The following is a 15494-nucleotide window of genomic DNA, read 5'->3' as shown; positions in this document are numbered from 1 at the left end:
GGCCGCGAGGCGAACTCAGCCTTGCCCCGCGTCTCGGAGGCGCCGTCCGTGATCGGTGCGCTGCTGGAAGGTCTGCCCGAGCCGGCCTGGCTGGTGGATGGTGAAAGTCTGACCGTCAACGCCGTCAACCGCGCCGCGTTGCGCCTGCTCGGTCTCAAGCCCGAACGGGCGCTGGGCCAGCCGCCGGCCCTGTTGTGCGGCTCGCTGGAGGACGAGGCCTTCTGGCAGGGTGCCGCCCGCGATCCTTTCGCCCGAATCCGCTCCGACACGGTGCTGACCCACAGCGACGGCCAGCCGCGCTGGGTCAGCCGCAGCATCAGCCCCGTCCACACGCCCGACGGCGGGCGCTACTGGCTGGTGCTGCTGCACGACCAGACCCGGCGCCGGCGCGCCGAGGCCGAGCGCGAGACCCTGCTGGCCGAACTGCGCGCGACGCTGGAGTCCACCGCCGACGGCATCCTCGTCGTCGACCTGGGTGGCCGCGTGCGCAGTTTCAACCGCCGCTTTGCCAAGCTCTGGGGCCTGCCCGGCGGGCTGCTGCATGAGCCCGGCGACGCCGGCCTGTGGCTGAGCCTGCAGCGCGTCATGCGCGACGGCGAGCAGTACCGCCTGCGCATCGAGTCACTGCTGGACGCGCCGCTGATGCGCTCCAGTGACATGCTGCGCCTGGCCGATGGCCGCGTGCTGGAGCAGGTCTCGCTGCCGCAGATGAGTCGCGGCGAGCCTATCGGCCGGGTCTTTTCATTCCGCGACCTGAGTGAGAAGCTGGCTGCGCACCAACGCATCGAGGAGCTTGGCCGTTCCGACGTGCTGACCGGCGCGCCCAACCGCCGCGCGCTGGCCGACCGCATCGTGCAGCAGATGGCCGCCGTCGAGACTGGCCAACCGGCGCCTGCTGAATCTCCCACTTTTGCGCTGCTGCATCTCGACCTGGACCGTTTCAAGCAGATCAACGACACCCTGGGCCACAGCTATGGCGACCGCGTGCTGCGCGAGGTCGTCGAGCGCCTGCGCGGCGCCGTCGGTGCCAATGACACCTTGGCCCGACTGGGCGGCGATGAATTCGCGCTGCTGATCGACGGCGCCCAGATGTTCGAGGCCGAGGCCGCCGCCCGCCATGTGCAGCAACTGCTGGCCCAGCCCTTCAGCTTCGACACGTTGAGCTTCACCGTCACGGCCAGTTGCGGCATCGCCCTGCACCCCGGCGACGGCAGTTCGCCCGACGAGCTGATGGCCAGCGCCGAACGCGCCATGCACTGGGTCAAGGAAAGCGGCCGCGCGGGCTTTCGCTTCCACGTGCCGCGCAAGGAAGTCGACCTGCTGTCGCGCATGCGCCTGGACCACGACATGCGCCAGGCCCTGGCCGAGGGGCGCTTTCGGCTCCACTATCAACCCCAGGTCGAGCTGGGCAGCGACCGCGTCATCGGTGCCGAGGCGCTGATCCGCTGGCGAGACCCCCAGCGTGGCGACATTTCGCCCGCCGAATTCATCCCCCTGGCCGAGGAGAGTGGCTTTGTTGTCGCCATCGGCGAGTGGGTGCTGCGCGAGGCCGTCGGCCAGGCCGCCTACTGGTTGGGCCGCGGCCTGCGCATGCCGGTCGCCGTCAACGTGTCGGCCCTGCAGTTCCAGCAGGCCCATTTCGTCGAGACGGTGGCTGCAGTCCTGCGCGAGGCCACGCTGCCGGCCAGCCTGCTCGAACTGGAATTGACCGAGGGCGTGCTGCTCGGTGATGCCGAGGAGGCTCTCAAGCGCATGCGCGCGCTGGCGGCCCTGGGCGTCACGCTGTCCATCGACGACTTCGGCACCGGCTACTCCTCCCTGGGCTATCTCAAGCGCTTCCCCATCCAACGCCTGAAGATCGACCGCAGCTTTGTGCAGGGCCTGCCCAGCGACGCCAGCGATGTCGGCATCGCCAACGCCATCGTGCAGATGGGCCGGGCCCTGGGCCTGCAAGTCATCGCCGAAGGTGTCGAGACTGAGGCCCAGCGCGACTTCCTGGCCCAGGCCGGGTGCCACGAGTTCCAGGGCTATCTGTTTGCCAGGCCGCTGCCGCCCGACGAATTCGAGCAGCGCGTGCGCCCGCGCCGCCATGTTGTCGACTCGCCTGTGTCCGGCTGGCTGGGGTTGGCCAGCGCCTGAGACGGCACCCCTCGCCCAAGGCGGGCCGGCTTGGGAGCGGCCCGGCGCTCGGCCCGCGCAAGTACACGCGCACAATGCCGCCATGCTCTACCGCTTCAAATCCAAGGCTGGCGCCGACGTCATCATGATGGCCGATTCGGCCGATGCCGTGCTGCGCCTGATGGGGCGCGAACCCGCCCAACAAGGCATCCTCGAAGTGGCTGCACTGCCGGGCCTGATCCAGGCGCTGGAAGCCGGCGTGGCGGCCGATGAGGCGCAATTCCAGCGCAGCGTCGACGAAGCCAAGGCCGCCGGCGAGGCCGTGCCGCGCCGCCAGGGCGTGTCCCTGCGCCAGCGCGCCTGGCCGCTGCACGAGTTGATGCAGCGCAGCATGAAGGAAAAGGCCGACGTCGTCTGGGGTGTCTAGTTGTGATGGAAGAAGTCACTCGACTGATCCTGATCCGCCACGGCGAGACTGCCTGGAACCGCGCCACGCGAATCCAGGGGCATACCGACATCCCCTTGAGCCCGCTGGGTCTGGCCCAGGCTCAGCGCCTGGCCGAGGCCATGGCCGACGAGCCGTTGGCGGCCATCTATTCCAGTGATCTCAGCCGTGCCCGCCAGACCGCCGAGGCCGTGGCCGGCGTCCAAGGCCTGGCCATCCACTTCGACGCTGCCCTGCGCGAGCGCGCCTTCGGCCGGTTCGAGGGGTTGAGCTGGGAAGAGATTGATAGGGGTTATCCCGAGGATGCCGCCCGATGGCGGCGTCGTGAGCCCGATTTCGCCGTCGGCGGCGGCGAGAGCCTGACCGTCTTTAGCGCGCGCTGCGTCGCTGCGGCCCGCCGCGCCGCCGCGGCCCACCCGGGGCAGAGCATTGCGCTCGTCGCCCATGGCGGCGTGCTGGACTGCCTCTACAGGGCTGCGACCCGGTCCGCCCTGGACGCGCCGCGCAGCTGGCAGCTGGGCAATGCCACCATCAACCGATTGCTGGCAACAGCCGAAGGATTCACGCTGATCGGCTGGAACGACGACCGCCACTTGGCCGGGCTGAGCGCCGACGACATCGCGGCTTGATGCAGGCAGGGCGGGCTTTTCAAGGTCCCTAGGCCCACTGTTGCATCCACGCGTCGCTGCGGTCGGGCGCGGCAAAAGCCGCTCCTATACTGGCCGCCACTGGTCCTTCAAGGCAGGGCCCATGGCCCCGCCCAACCTCTCTACAAAGGCAAAACGATGAAGAAGATTGCACTCGTCGCCGCTCTGGCCGCCACCGCCGCCGCGCCGGCTTTCGCACAAAGCGTGACCCTGTGGGGCCGCATCAACACCACCGTCGAAAGCCAGAAGTTCGGCTCGCAAGACCGCAAGGTCGTTGTGCAAAACAACTCGTCGCGCCTGGGCCTCAAGGGCAGTGAAGACCTCGGCGGCGGCCTGAAGGCTTCCTTCTCGCTGGAACACGGCCTGAACAGCGACACCGGTGCGGCTACTGGCGGCACGACTTTCTGGAACCGCGCTTCCTGGGTTCAGCTGGAAGGTGGCTTCGGTGGCATCCGCCTCGGCAAGTGGTTCCCGGGCTCGTATTTCGCGACTGCCGACTACGTCAGCAATCACAACCACGACACGGGCACCTCGGCCGATGCGCTGTACGCGACCCAGTTCTACACGAACAATAAGGTCTCCTACTTCACCCCGACCGCTGGTGGCTTCTCCGCCGAACTTTCGGCAGCCGCAGGTGAAAACGCGACGACTCGCGCTTTCGACGTCGCTGTGAACTACGACATGGGCCCCGCCCATGCCGGCCTCGGCTACGAAAAGAAGGGTGACTTCACCCAGATCGCCATCCGCGGCCTGTACGAGTTTGGCCCCGTCGTCATCGGCGGCTATGTGCAGCGCGCCGAGAACACCTTTGCCGGCGTCGGCAAGAAGGACTGGAACGTCTGGCGCGCTTCCGGTATGTACGTTATGGGCCAGTCCGAGTTCCACCTGAACTTCGGCAAGGCCGACAAGATGGTGGCCGACGACGGCGCCAAGCAGCTGACGGTTGGCTACAACTACAACCTGAGCAAGCGCACCAAGGTCTACGGCTTCTGGACCAAGGTCGACAACCAGTCCAAGGGCAACTACCAGACCGGCGTCGCTGGTCAGGACTTCAGCTCGCTGGCTGCTGGTATCCGCCACAACTTCTGATCCTTCGGGACCGGAACGAAGAAAGCGCCCCTCGGGGCGCTTTTTTATTGGCGCCTTGCGGCGCCGTTTTCATTCCCCGAACAGATCGGGTGCCGTCTTGCCGCCCGGTGGCGTCAGGCCCAGATGCCGGTAGGCCGCCAGTGTCGCGATGCGGCCGCGGGGCGTGCGCTGCAGAAAGCCCTGCTGGATCAGATAGGGCTCGATGACGTCCTCGATGGTGCCGGCCTCTTCGCCGATGGCGGCGGCGACGTTCTCCAAACCGACCGGACCACCATCGAAGCGATGCACGATGGCTTCCAGCAGCTTGCGGTCCATCAGGTCGAAGCCCTGTGGATCGACGTCGAGCATGGCCAGCGCCCTGTCGGCGATGCCGGCAACGATGCGGCCGTCAGCCTTGACCTCGGCGTAGTCGCGCACGCGGCGCAGAAGGCGGTTGGCGATGCGCGGCGTGCCGCGTGAGCGGCGGGCGATCTCCAGCGCGCCGTCGGCGTCGATGGGTGCACCGAGCAGCCCGGCGGACCGCGTCACGATGCGCTGCAACTCGGCCGGCGTATAGAACTCCAGCCGGGCGACGATGCCGAAACGGTCGCGCAGCGGGTTGGTCAGCATGCCGGCGCGCGTCGTTGCACCCACGAGCGTGAACGGCTGCAGGTCCAGCTTGATCGAGCGCGCCGCGGGGCCCTCGCCAATCATGATGTCGATCTGGTAGTCCTCCAGCGCCGGGTAGAGGATTTCCTCGACGACGGGGCTCAGGCGGTGGATCTCGTCGATGAAGAGGACGTCGTTCTTCTCGAGGTTGGTCAGGATGGCGGCCAGGTCCTTGGGCTTCTCGAGCACCGGCCCGGAGGTCTGGCGCAGGTTGACGCCCAGCTCGGCCGCGATGATGTGGGACAGCGTCGTCTTGCCCAGGCCCGGCGGGCCGAACAGCAGCACATGGTCCAGCGCCTCGCGGCGCTTGCGGGCTGCGCCGATGAAGATCTCCAACTGCTCGCGGGCCTTGACCTGGCCGACGTAGTCATCGAGATGCTTGGGCCGCAGTGCACGCTCCATCGCCTCCTCGCGGCTGGACTCGGGCGCGGCGCTGACGACGCGGGGCGCCGGAGCGAAGTCGTCGGTCTGGATGCTCATGTCAGCTTCTTCAACGCCAGCTTGATGCCGTCGCTGACGCCGACATCAGGGGGCAGCACCTTCAGCGCGGCGGCGGCGTCTTTCTCGCTGTAGCCCAGCGCGACCAGTGCTTGCAGGATGTCGGCCTGCGTGTCGTTGGTGACGGCGGCGGGCAGAGCCAGGTCGGCGCCGAGCTTGCCCTTCAGCTCCAGCAGCAGCCGCTCGGCCGTCTTCTTGCCAATGCCCGGCACCTTGGTCAGCCGACCCGCATCCTGGCGCGACACGGCCTGGGCGAGTTCTGAAACCGACAGGCCCGACAACAAGCCCAGGGCCATCTTCGGCCCGACGCCACTGATCTTGATGAGCTGGCGGAAGGTGGCGCGCTCTTCGTGGGTGAGGAAGCCGAACAGCTGGTGCGCGTCCTCGCGCACGGTCAGGTGGGTCAGCAGCACGGCCCGCTCGCCCAGGCCGCCGAGGTTGAAGAAGGTGCTCATCGGCACGTCCACCTCGTAGCCCACGCCCGCCACGTCGATGACGACCTGCGGCGGTGATTTCTCGGCGATGACGCCTGTCAGTCTTCCAATCATCGGCCCATTATCTGGGCCGAAGGGCGATCAGTTCCTGCCGAACAACCCGAGTCGTTGAGCTTCCAGCGCCGCCTCGGCACGCGAGCTCACATTGAGCTTGCGGTAGATCTGCTTCACATAGTCGGCAATGGTGTGGCGGCTCAGGCCCAGCTGCACGCCGATCTCCGGCAGCGTGTAGCCCTTGGCCACGCGCAGCAGCACCTCGGTCTCGCGGTCGGTCAGCGACACCTCGTGCAGCAACGCCTGCGAACTGGGCTTTTTCTGAGCCGCGAAGTAGGCGATGACCTTGCGCGCGATGGACGGCGACAGCGGCGGCTCGCCGCCGCTCATGCGCTGCAGCTGCTCCACCAGCAGCTCGCGGGACTGTTCCTTCAACAGATAGCCGAAGGCACCGGCCTGCAAGGCAGGGAAGAGATGCTCGTCGTCGTCGTGGATGGTGACGATGACCGACTGCACTTCGGGCTGCTTCTCGCGCAGCGCCGCGATGACCTCGACGCCCGAACCGTCGGGCAGGCCCAGGTCCAGCAGGGCCAGCGTGAAGCGCTGGCCATTGACCAGGGCCAGCGCGTCCTGCACCCGCGAGCACTCGGTGATCTGGGCGTTGGCGAACACCTGCTTGACCAGCGCCTTGAGCCAGGCGCGGATCTCCGGGATGTCTTCGAGCAGCAGGATGTGGTTCATGGGAGCCTCGGCATTCAGAGCGGAATCGTCAGACGGATGACAGTACCCCACCCAGGGCCGGATTCAACCAGGCATTGGCCATGCATCTGCTTGGCGCGTGATTTCATGCTCGCCATGCCGTGGCCTCTGTCCAACCTTCCATCCAGTTCGGACGGAATGCCCTGGCCGTTGTCCTGGATGGTCAGGATGAAATCGCCGTCCTGTACCGCGCTGGAAATCGTCGCATGGGTGGCGCCGCTGTGTTTGATGATGTTGGACACCGACTCGCGCAGGATGCGCGTCGTCTGCACGTAGGAGCGGGCCTGGAAGGTGTGCTCGATGTCCTCGGCCGGCGACTTCCATTCGGCCAGGATATTGGCCTGGCCCAGGCGTGAAACGACCTCCGCGCGCCAGTCACCCAGGGCGTCGATGAGATGCACCGGCTTGCCGGTCAGGCCGCGCACCGACAGGCGCATCTCCTCCAGTGCCTCGCGCGCCAGCGTGGAGATACGGTCGGACTCGCTGGTGTGCACGATGGTCAGCAGCTTGGCGCCGAGATCGTCGTGCAGATCGGCGGCGATGCGCTTGCGTTCGCGCTCGGTGACCTGCTCGAGCTTTTGCTCGGCGAGCTGGGCGTGGCTGCGCTCGACCTCGGCGATGCGCTCGGACATGCGCTGCTCGATGGCTGCGATGCGCTTCTCGGCGTCCAGTCGCGCATGGGCGACGCTGTTCACCAGTTGCAGTCCCAGGCCCAGCATCAGCACCGGCAGCATCAGGTTCAGCCAGGGCGCGGCGGATGACCACAGCGGTTCACTGGCAGCGGCCAGCAACCGCTCGGCGACCAGGGCAGCCATGGTCGGCAACAGCAGGGCGGCCATCAGCACGAACTCCCGCGACAGGGCCTCGTCGGCGCTCGTCTTCAGGCGCTCGCGGCGCAGCCACAGCGCCCAACCCATGGCGGCCACCAGCTCCAGGCTCAACACCGCCTGCCAGACCGAGCCGAGGATGCCGACCTGGCCACCCGCGAGCAGCAGGCTGGCCGGCACAACGAGGCATTGGATCAACAGCGCATGGTCGATCCAGCTGCGTTTCCAGTTCATCTGCCGCAGCAGGTATTGAACGCCGCACAGCACGAGCAGGGTCAGCAGCAGCGGCCGCAAGCCCGCGGCGCTGGGGGCGGCGGCGGCGCGCAGCACGACCCAGCTCAGCATCATGCCGATGAGAAAACTCGCCGGCCGTTCGCGGTGGTGCAGGCTGGAGACGAGGCCGATGACGGTCGCCATCAGGGCCAGCATGGCAGCAAGCCAGCCGCGCAAGGTGGCCGTCCAGTCCGGCCCGGCGAAGCCTTGAGCCTGCGCTACGGCCGGGCAGAGCAGGGCGGCTGAAAGCAGCAAAAAAAGAGGCAGGCGCCGAGCCCTGGAGGCCCTCGGCGCAATCGGTGACGTCATGGAGCGGCATTGTGCGTGAGCGCCTGTTCTGCGCAGGCCGGGAATGCACCAGCGGCCAGCCTCTTTGCACGGAGCCGGCGACAATCCCCGTCCACTTCTTTTCAGCCCCATCGTGATCCTGCGCTTCACCCTTGAACCGGTCGACAACACGCGCCTGGCCCGCGTCTGTGGCAGCTTGGACACCCACCTGCGTGAGATCGAGGCGGCCATCGGCGTGAAGATCTCGCGCCGCGACGCCGAGTTCCGCGTCGACGGGCCCAAGACAGCTGCCGAGCGCGCCAGGACCCTGCTCGAAGGACTTTACGAGCGCGCCAGGCGGCCGCTGTCAGCCGAAACGCTGCAATTGGCCCTCGTCGAGGCCAAGGCGCCAGATCCTGTTTCGGCCGCTAGCCCGGGCGACGGCGATGCGCTGGTGCTGCGTACCCGCCGCGCCGACCTGTCGGCCCGCACACCGCGCCAGCACCAGTACCTGCAGCAGATCCTGTCGCACGACATCACTTTCGGCCTCGGCCCGGCGGGCACCGGCAAGACTTTCCTGGCCGTGGCGTGTGCGGTGGACGCGTTGGAGCGCTCGACGGTGCAGCGGATCATCCTGACCCGGCCCGCCGTCGAGGCCGGGGAGCGCCTGGGCTTCCTGCCCGGCGACCTGACGCAAAAGGTCGACCCCTATCTGCGCCCCCTGTACGACGCCCTCTACGACCTGCTGGGCTTCGATCGGGTGACCAAGGCCTTCGAGAAGGGCCAGCTCGAGGTCGCGCCGCTGGCCTTCATGCGCGGGCGCACGCTCAACCACGCCTTCGTCATCCTCGACGAGGCGCAGAACACGACGCCCGAGCAGATGAAGATGTTCCTGACCCGCATCGGCTTCGGCAGCCGCTGCGTCGTCACCGGCGACACCAGCCAGATCGATCTGCCGCGGGGAACGCAATCCGGCCTCATCGACGCCGAGCATGTGCTGGCCCGGGTCAAGGGCATTGCGATGACGCGCTTCACCAGCGCCGACGTCGTTCGCCACCCGCTGGTGGCGCGCATCGTCGAGGCCTACGAAGCGCGCGCCAAGCGCGAAGCACGCGACCTATGAAACCAGAGCTGAGCCTGTCCCTGCAATTTGCCGACCCGCGCCACCGCGCGCTGCTGCCGCGCCACAAGGTGCAGCGATTCATCCGCGCGGCGCTGGAGCTGCCGGGCGAGATCGCCGTGCGCATCGTCGACGCCGAGGAAGGGCAGGCACTGAACCGCGAGTACCGTGGCAAGGACTACGCCACCAATGTGCTGACCTTCGACTACGCTCACGAGCCCGTCGTCGGCGCCGACCTGGTCATCTGCGCCGAGGTCGTCGAACGTGAGGCGGCCGAGATGGGCGTCCCGCTGCTCGACCACTACGCCCACATGCTCGTGCACGGCACCCTGCATGCCCAGGGCTATGACCACGAGGCCGACGACGAGGCCGAGGCGATGGAAACGCGCGAGGCGGAAATCCTGATCGGCCTGGGCTTCTCCGACCCCTACCGACGCGGCTGAGGCTGCTACCCCTTCTAGGGGTATTTCGCTGTGGAAACCGGCGGCGGTGGCGAGTATTTTTGTACTTCGCCTGTCATCGGAGGCTCCCATGCTGAAGTCGATCCGCGCCCTTGCGACCGCCGCCGCGCTGATTTGCGCAGGAAGCGCGGGCGCCGTGTCGATTGCCGGCGTCGACATCCCGCTGGGCCAGATCTTCGCGGTCACCCAGACCTACCAGAACGTGCCACTGGCCGTCGGCGACACGCTGAGCGGCTACGGCAAGATCGATTCCATCAACTCTGCGGCGGTCTCCGGCCTGTGCTCGGGCTGCGAGCTGACGTACGTCTTCGGCGGCTACGCGGTCTCGTCGATCAGCGCCAGCGAAGTGCGCTTCAGCGGTGGCTGGCTCAAGGTCTATGCCGGCTTTGGCGCCAACAACGACTTCACGACCGGCAACGCCGGGGGTTCGGCGGGTGACCTGGCCGAAGCGTCCAATGGCACGCTCTTCCTGTCCCTCATGGGCCATGCCGTCGACGCCGCAGGCAACACCTTTATCGCCACCGGCCTGGGCATCGGCACGGCCAGCCCGACCGGCTTCAGCACGGGCCTGCTGGATGTGGACACGGCGGCCGGCGGCGCGGCCAACGCCTACTTCAACAGCAATGGCGTGGCGGCCCTGTTCGGTGGCGGTGCGGCCGATGCGCAGCTCGGTTCTTCCTTCTCCGCCCTGGCGCCGCTGTATCCGTCCGAGTGCCCCGGCGGTTCGGCCTGCCTGCGCGGAAGTTCCAGCGTTCTTGCAACGGTGGCAGCCGTGCCCGAGCCCGAGACGGCCGCATTGCTGCTCGGCGGCCTGGGCGTCATCCTGACGGTGGCGCGCCGCCGCCTGCGCTGAGGTCGACCTACCGGCTGCTGCTCAGGTAGCGCTTGCGACGGAACAGGAACCAAAGCCCGAGCGCCACGGCCAGCATCAGCAGGGCGGCATCCCAGAAACCGTTGGCGTTCTTGATCAACGGCATCCATTCGAAATTCATGCCGAAGATGCCGGTGATCAGGTTCAGCGGCAGGAAGATGGCCGTCAGCACCGTCAGCGTGCGCATGATGCTGTTGGTGCGATGCCCCAGGGCGCTGAAGTGCATCTGCACGGCCGACTCGGCCGAGGACTCCAGCCGGCGCACATGGGTCAGCACCCGCTCCACATGCTCCAGCACGTCGCGTGAGCGCACCCGCAGCAGCTCGCGTTCGCGCGTCACCTGCGGGTCGCCGTCGACCGGCCATTCGTCCAGCGCGTCTATCCACTCCTGGATAGCGGCGCGCTGGTCTTCGCAGGTGTCCTCCAGCCGGTGCAGGGCATCGCGGCTCTCCAGCAGCAGCGGCCAGTCATCGAACTCGCTGCTCTGGTCCAGCAGCACGCGCTGCAGCGTGCCGAGCTGGCGGGTCAGCAGGCGCCGCAGCTCCAGATAGCTGTCCACCATGTGGTTGACCATGCGCAGCATCAGGTCGGCCGGGCTGGCTGGCAGGCGGGCGCCGCCACGCGCATCGCGCTTCTCGCGGCCTTCGGTCAGGCGGTCGAGCTTCTGGGCGAAGAACTCGCGCACCTGGCAGTCGGTCGGGTGCACAGTGATCAGCACGCGGTCGAAAACGGCGAAGCCGACCGGACTGGTGTCGATGGCCCGCAGCGCGCGCTGGGCCGAGGCCAGCGTGCCGTGCTCGTCATCGACGAAGAGATCCTGGCTGCCCGGCGCCGCGGCGAGGCGCCGGAAAACCAGCATGTCGTACCAGGACGTGTAGTCGAAATGCGAGGGCAACTGGTTGTTGATCAGATCTGACACATGCAGGTCGACGATATTGCCGCAGCCCCATCGCGCCAGTGCCTGCTGCACGGCCGGCTCGCCCACTTCGAACTCGCGCCGGCCATAGCCCACCCACAGGAAGCCACGCTCCGGCAGCGCTTCGGGCAGGGCCGCAAGCTCGCGAAAACTGTCGGTCTCGATGTGGAAGACCCGCACCGGCTCAACCCGCTTTCAGCAGCCGCGCGGCGTCCAGCGCGAAGTAGCTCAGCACGCCGTCGGCGCCCGCGCGCTTGAAGGCCAGCAGCGACTCCATCATGACGGCGTCATGGTCCAGCCAGCCATTGGCCGCGGCGGCCTTGACCATCGCGTATTCGCCGCTGACCTGGTAGGCAAAGGTCGGCACGCGGAACTCGTCCTTCACGCGGCGCACGATGTCCAGGTAAGGCATGCCGGGCTTGACCATCACCATGTCGGCGCCCTCGGCCAGGTCCAGGGCCACCTCGCGCAGGGCTTCGTCGCTGTTGCCGGGGTCCATCTGGTAAGTCTTCTTGTCAGCCTTGCCGAGGTTGGCAGCCGATCCCACCGCGTCGCGGAAGGGGCCATAGAAGCTGCTGGCGTATTTGGCGCTGTAGGCCATGATGCGCGTGTGAATGTGGCCGGCGGCTTCCAGCGCCTGGCGGATGGCGCCGATGCGGCCGTCCATCATGTCACTGGGCGCAACGATATCGACGCCGGCATCTGCCTGTACCAGGGCCTGTCTGGCAAGGATCTCGACGGTCGGGTCGTTGAGGATGTAGCCGGTCTCGTCGATGACACCGTCCTGGCCATGGCTGGTGAAAGGGTCCAGGGCCACGTCGGTCAGCACGCCGAGTTGCGGGAAATGTTTTTTTACCTCGCGCACCGCGCGCGGCACCAGGCCGTTCGGATTCAGCGCTTCGGCGCCGTCGGGCGTCTTCAGCGCGGCGTCGATGACGGGGAAAAGGGCGATGACGGGCACGCCCAGTTCGACACACTGCTCGGCCGTGCGCAGCAGGTGGTCCAGGCTCTGGCGCGACACGCCGGGCATGGAAGCCACAGCGTCCAGACGGTTCTCGCCCTCATGGATGAAGACGGGGAGGATGAGGTCGTTTGCGCTTAACGAATGTTCACGCACGAGGGCGCGCGTGAAGGCGTCGCGACGCAGGCGCCGCGGGCGCGCCGCAGGGAAGGCGGAGGGAGAAAAAACGTAGCGGGCCAAGTCGAATCCTCAGGCTGCGGGGGGTGCGGCCCGGCGCGTGATGGTTGACACATCCAGACGTCATTTATTCCTGACGTCACCGCTCAAGCGCGCTAAACTTGTTTTTGAATGATAGCCGCAAGGTGGTCGTTCCCTGCTTTTCCTCCCTGAGCAGGAGCCTTAGCGTGATGACAGCGATAAGGCTTTCTCGGCCCCGGTCTTGAACCGGGGCTTTTTTTTGGTGTTCACCGGACTGTTGTGTCGCGGAGCGACCCAACCCGCACCTTCGTGCGGTGTGCCTGCGGCCCATGTCCGACTCTCCCCCAAGCCCGTCCGCGCTGCGGCCGTGCTTGACGCCGGTGCTGCCCATAATGGCTGCATGCTCTGGGTCAAAGCCTTTCACATCGTCTTCGTCGCCGCCTGGTTTGCCGGCCTTTTCTATTTGCCGCGCATCTTTGTGAACCTGGCCATGGTGCCGGCCGACAGCCATGCCGAACGTGAGCGCCTGCTTTTGATGGCGCACAAGCTGCACCGCTTCAGCAGCATCCTGATGGGCGTGGCCCTGCTGCTCGGCATCTGGGTGCTGGTGGGCTGGGGCGCCAGCCGCTTCGCCGGCAGCTATTGGCTGCACGTCAAGATGCTGCTGGTCGTCGGCGTCATCGGCTATCACCACATGAACCGACGCCTGCTGCGCAGCTTCGAGACGCTGTCCAACAAGCGCAGCCACCGCTGGTTCCGCGTCTACAACGAGACGGCCGTGCTGCTCTTCGCGGCGATCGTCGTGCTGGTGACCGTCAAGCCCTTCTGAGGTCGGAAGTGCGTCGCCGTCAAAGCTCCGCCACCTGGCTGTTGTTGGCCCATATGGGGCTGGTCACCTATGCCAGCCTCTACCCCTTCTGGCCCTGGCGCTGGCCGCCCGGCATGGGCCTGCCCTGGTTGTTCAGCCTGCCCTGGCCGGCCCGCTTCTGGGCCTTCGACGTCGAGGCCAACCTGATTGGCTACATCCCCCTGGGCCTGCTCGGTTTTGCTGCGGCGATGCGCTCGGGCTGGGGGGTGCGCGGCGGGCTGCTGCTCGGCCTGCTGCCCGGGCCGGCGCTTTCGTTTGCGATGGAGACCCTGCAGTTCTTCGTGCCGGGCCGCGTGCCCTCCCTGTCTGACTGGGTCCTGAACTCGGCCGGCAGCCTGCTCGGTACCGCCCTGGGCCTGGTGCTCAGCGCCCTCGGGGGCCTGGAGCGCTGGGAGGACGTGCGCGACCACTGGTTTGGCGCCAGCAGCGCACCGGCCCTCGCTCTGCTGGCGCTGTGGCCGCTGGCACTGCTGTACCCGACGCCGCTGCCTTTCGGCCTTGGTCAATGGCTGCCCTGGTGGCGGGGAATGTTGCTGGATGCCCTGACCGGCACGCCCTGGGCGCTGAACTGGGGCGACGCGGTCACCGTCGAGCATGAGCTGCCGCCTGGCCTGGAGGCGCTGGCCATCGCCCTCGGGCTGCTAGCGCCGGTGCTGTTGATGATCACCGTCGCTCGCTCCGGCCTGCGCCGGCTGGCGCTGGCCGGGGGGGCGGTGCTGCTGGGCCTGCTGGGCACGGCGACGTCAACCGCGATGGCCTTCGGGCCCGACCATGCATGGGCCTGGCTCAGCGATGCCACACGCCCCGGCGTGGGCCTGGGCGTCGTGCTGGCCTTGGTGGCCTGCTTGCTGCCCTCGCGTGTCGCGGCGGCCCTGGGCCTGTTCGTGCTGTGCGCCTTGATCGGCCTCATCAGCTTGGCGCCCAGCGACCCCTACTTGGCCTTGAACATGCAGGCCTGGGAGCAGGGCCGCTTCATCAACCTCTATGGGCTGACGCGCTGGGTGGCCTGGACCTGGCCGTTCATTGCCCTCGTCTGGCTCGCCGCCCGGCTGGTGCAAAAGCCCCAGTGAGACAATCCGCGGCGATGAGTTACTACGAGCGCCACGTCTTCTTCTGCCTGAACCAGCGCACCAATGGCGAGGCCAGTTGCGCTGACCATGACGCGCAAGGCGGCTTCGACCACTGCAAGTCGCGCGTCAAGCAACTCGGCCTGGCAGGTAAGGGCGGCGTGCGCGTCAACAAGGCCGGTTGCCTGGACCGCTGCGCCGGCGGCCCGGTGGCTGTCGTCTACCCGGAAGCCATCTGGTATTCCTGGGTCGACAAGAGCGACCTGGACGAGATCGTTGAGCGCCATTTGCGCGACGGCCAGGTGGTCGAGCGCCTGGTGCTGCCGGATTCCGTCGGCCGATGAATTCGCAGACCGAGAAGCGCCTCGTCCCCGGCCCGGCCGGGCAGATTGAAGTTGCCATCGACCTGCCGCCTGGTTCCAATTCAGGCACGCCGCCGCTGGGCACGGCCCTGATCTGCCATCCCAACCCGACCCAGGGCGGGACCATGGACAACAAGGTCGTGCAGACACTGGCGCGGGCTTTCATTCAACTCGGCTGGCGGGCCGTGCGCTTCAACTTCCGTGGCATCGGCCAATCGGCAGGTGGCTGGGACGAAGGCCGTGGCGAAGTTGATGACGCGCTGGCCGTGCTCGACGCTGTTCGCGCGCCCGGCGAGGCATTGATCCTGTCTGGCTTCTCCTTTGGCGGCTACGTGGCCTCCCGCGCTGCCCAACGCCTGGCCGAACCGGCCCGGCGCCTCGTCCTCGTCGGCCCGGCGACCAGTCGTTTTGACACCGCCCCGGTGCCTGCCGACACCGTGGTCATCCATGGCGAGGTCGACGACGTTGTGCCGCTCGCCGCCGTGCTCGACTGGGCGCGGCCGCAAGGCCTTCCCGTGACCGTCGTCCCCGGCGTGGGCCATTTCTTCCACGGGCAGTTGCCGCTGCTCAAGTCCCTTGTGGTGCGCGCGTTCGATCCCACGAAGATCTAG

The 15494-nt window shown here is 67.5% G+C and carries 17 protein-coding genes; 11 read left to right on the top strand and 6 right to left on the bottom strand.

All coding sequences use genetic code 11. The features are described from left to right. Positions 1-21: 21 nt before the first annotated feature. From ASC91_RS07085 to ASC91_RS07070, 4 genes are all read left to right on the top strand, one after another. Positions 22-2139, top strand: coding sequence for a bifunctional diguanylate cyclase/phosphodiesterase (locus ASC91_RS07085; protein ID WP_082532505.1), 2118 nt, complete (start codon positions 22-24; stop codon positions 2137-2139). An 82-nt stretch (positions 2140-2221) separates the two neighbouring features. Then, positions 2222-2545 (top strand): DUF1840 domain-containing protein, encoded by a 324-nt coding sequence (locus ASC91_RS07080; RefSeq protein ID WP_056194372.1) that lies wholly within the window; start codon positions 2222-2224, stop codon positions 2543-2545. Between the two features lie 5 nt (positions 2546-2550). Beyond that, positions 2551-3192 (top strand): histidine phosphatase family protein, encoded by a 642-nt coding sequence (locus tag ASC91_RS07075; RefSeq protein WP_056194488.1) that lies wholly within the window; start codon positions 2551-2553, stop codon positions 3190-3192. Between the two features lie 156 nt (positions 3193-3348). Next, complete coding sequence (locus tag ASC91_RS07070; protein WP_056194369.1) at positions 3349-4299, top strand: porin; 951 nt, start codon at positions 3349-3351, stop codon at positions 4297-4299. Positions 4300-4368: 69 nt separating this feature from the next. Here the strand turns inward: ASC91_RS07070 and ruvB are convergent, their stop codons facing one another. From ruvB to ASC91_RS07050, 4 genes are read right to left on the bottom strand one after another with little or no spacing between them, the layout of a single operon-like run. Next, entirely contained in the window at positions 4369-5427 is a 1059-nt protein-coding gene (gene ruvB / locus ASC91_RS07065; RefSeq protein ID WP_056194366.1) for a Holliday junction branch migration DNA helicase RuvB, read from the bottom strand. Continuing rightward, on the bottom strand, positions 5424-5993 hold the full coding sequence (gene ruvA, locus ASC91_RS07060) for a Holliday junction branch migration protein RuvA (RefSeq protein WP_056194363.1): 570 nt from the start codon (positions 5991-5993) through the stop codon (positions 5424-5426). Before ruvA ends, ruvB begins: the two co-directional genes overlap by 4 nt. A 27-nt stretch (positions 5994-6020) precedes the next feature. After that, entirely contained in the window at positions 6021-6674 is a 654-nt protein-coding gene (locus ASC91_RS07055; protein WP_056194361.1) for a response regulator transcription factor, read from the bottom strand. A 14-nt stretch (positions 6675-6688) separates the two neighbouring features. Beyond that, positions 6689-8047 (bottom strand): sensor histidine kinase, encoded by a 1359-nt coding sequence (locus tag ASC91_RS07050; protein WP_056194359.1) that lies wholly within the window; start codon positions 8045-8047, stop codon positions 6689-6691. A gap of 166 nt (positions 8048-8213) precedes the next feature. On the opposite strand from ASC91_RS07050, the gene ASC91_RS07045 reads away from it, so the two are divergent. From ASC91_RS07045 to ASC91_RS30190, 3 genes are all read left to right on the top strand, one after another. Beyond that, entirely contained in the window at positions 8214-9182 is a 969-nt protein-coding gene (locus ASC91_RS07045; protein ID WP_056194356.1) for a PhoH family protein, read from the top strand. Further along, positions 9179-9622: an rRNA maturation RNase YbeY gene (gene ybeY / locus ASC91_RS07040; RefSeq protein WP_056194354.1), complete on the top strand. Its 444-nt coding sequence runs from the start codon at positions 9179-9181 to the stop codon at positions 9620-9622. Before ASC91_RS07045 ends, ybeY begins: the two co-directional genes overlap by 4 nt. Before the next feature lie 88 nt (positions 9623-9710). After that, a complete protein-coding gene (locus tag ASC91_RS30190; RefSeq protein WP_056194351.1) occupies positions 9711-10493 on the top strand; it encodes a PEP-CTERM sorting domain-containing protein in 783 nt (260 codons plus the stop codon). 7 nt (positions 10494-10500) lie between these two features. Here the strand turns inward: ASC91_RS30190 and ASC91_RS07030 are convergent, their stop codons facing one another. Next, the gene (locus tag ASC91_RS07030) at positions 10501-11607 is read right to left on the bottom strand and encodes a magnesium transporter CorA family protein (RefSeq protein WP_056194347.1); all 1107 of its coding nucleotides are present in this window, start codon (positions 11605-11607) and stop codon (positions 10501-10503) included. Positions 11608-11611: 4 nt separating this feature from the next. Then, positions 11612-12628 (bottom strand): porphobilinogen synthase, encoded by a 1017-nt coding sequence (gene hemB, locus ASC91_RS07025; RefSeq protein ID WP_056194344.1) that lies wholly within the window; start codon positions 12626-12628, stop codon positions 11612-11614. Positions 12629-12986: 358 nt separating this feature from the next. On the opposite strand from hemB, the gene ASC91_RS07020 reads away from it, so the two are divergent. Genes ASC91_RS07020 through ASC91_RS07005 form a run of 4 tightly spaced genes read left to right on the top strand, consistent with a single transcriptional unit; the run spans position 12987 to position 15494 of the window. Further along, on the top strand, positions 12987-13415 hold the full coding sequence (locus tag ASC91_RS07020) for a CopD family protein (RefSeq protein ID WP_056194341.1): 429 nt from the start codon (positions 12987-12989) through the stop codon (positions 13413-13415). An 8-nt stretch (positions 13416-13423) separates the two neighbouring features. Then, the gene (locus tag ASC91_RS07015) at positions 13424-14524 is read left to right on the top strand and encodes a VanZ family protein (protein WP_157281254.1); all 1101 of its coding nucleotides are present in this window, start codon (positions 13424-13426) and stop codon (positions 14522-14524) included. Between the two features lie 14 nt (positions 14525-14538). Further along, positions 14539-14865 (top strand): ferredoxin, encoded by a 327-nt coding sequence (locus ASC91_RS07010; RefSeq protein WP_056194333.1) that lies wholly within the window; start codon positions 14539-14541, stop codon positions 14863-14865. Then, positions 14862-15494, top strand: coding sequence for an alpha/beta hydrolase (locus tag ASC91_RS07005; RefSeq protein WP_056194330.1), 633 nt, complete (start codon positions 14862-14864; stop codon positions 15492-15494). The genes ASC91_RS07010 and ASC91_RS07005 overlap by 4 nt, the downstream gene beginning before the upstream one ends.

This window comes from Pelomonas sp. Root1237 (assembly GCF_001425055.1).
Taxonomy (GTDB): domain Bacteria; phylum Pseudomonadota; class Gammaproteobacteria; order Burkholderiales; family Burkholderiaceae_C; genus Pelomonas.
The sequence above is the reverse complement of the archived record's forward strand: the minus strand, read 5'-3'. Positions and strand labels throughout refer to the sequence as shown.

Bases quoted from the DNA above. Each gene is read 5' to 3' on its own strand.
- ASC91_RS30190 (WP_056194351.1), top strand. From the start codon at position 9,711: ATGCTGAAGTCGATCCGCGCCCTTGCGACCGCCGCCGCGCTGATTTGC.
- ASC91_RS07005 (WP_056194330.1), top strand. From the start codon at position 14,862: ATGAATTCGCAGACCGAGAAGCGCCTCGTCCCCGGCCCGGCCGGGCAG.
- ASC91_RS07010 (WP_056194333.1), top strand. From the start codon at position 14,539: ATGAGTTACTACGAGCGCCACGTCTTCTTCTGCCTGAACCAGCGCACC.
- ASC91_RS07070 (WP_056194369.1), top strand. From the start codon at position 3,349: ATGAAGAAGATTGCACTCGTCGCCGCTCTGGCCGCCACCGCCGCCGCG.
- ybeY (WP_056194354.1), top strand. From the start codon at position 9,179: ATGAAACCAGAGCTGAGCCTGTCCCTGCAATTTGCCGACCCGCGCCAC.
- ruvA (WP_056194363.1), bottom strand. From the start codon at position 5,993: ATGATTGGAAGACTGACAGGCGTCATCGCCGAGAAATCACCGCCGCAG.
- ASC91_RS07020 (WP_056194341.1), top strand. From the start codon at position 12,987: ATGCTCTGGGTCAAAGCCTTTCACATCGTCTTCGTCGCCGCCTGGTTT.
- ruvB (WP_056194366.1), bottom strand. From the start codon at position 5,427: ATGAGCATCCAGACCGACGACTTCGCTCCGGCGCCCCGCGTCGTCAGC.
- ASC91_RS07080 (WP_056194372.1), top strand. From the start codon at position 2,222: ATGCTCTACCGCTTCAAATCCAAGGCTGGCGCCGACGTCATCATGATG.
- ASC91_RS07055 (WP_056194361.1), bottom strand. From the start codon at position 6,674: ATGAACCACATCCTGCTGCTCGAAGACATCCCGGAGATCCGCGCCTGG.
- ASC91_RS07075 (WP_056194488.1), top strand. From the start codon at position 2,551: ATGGAAGAAGTCACTCGACTGATCCTGATCCGCCACGGCGAGACTGCC.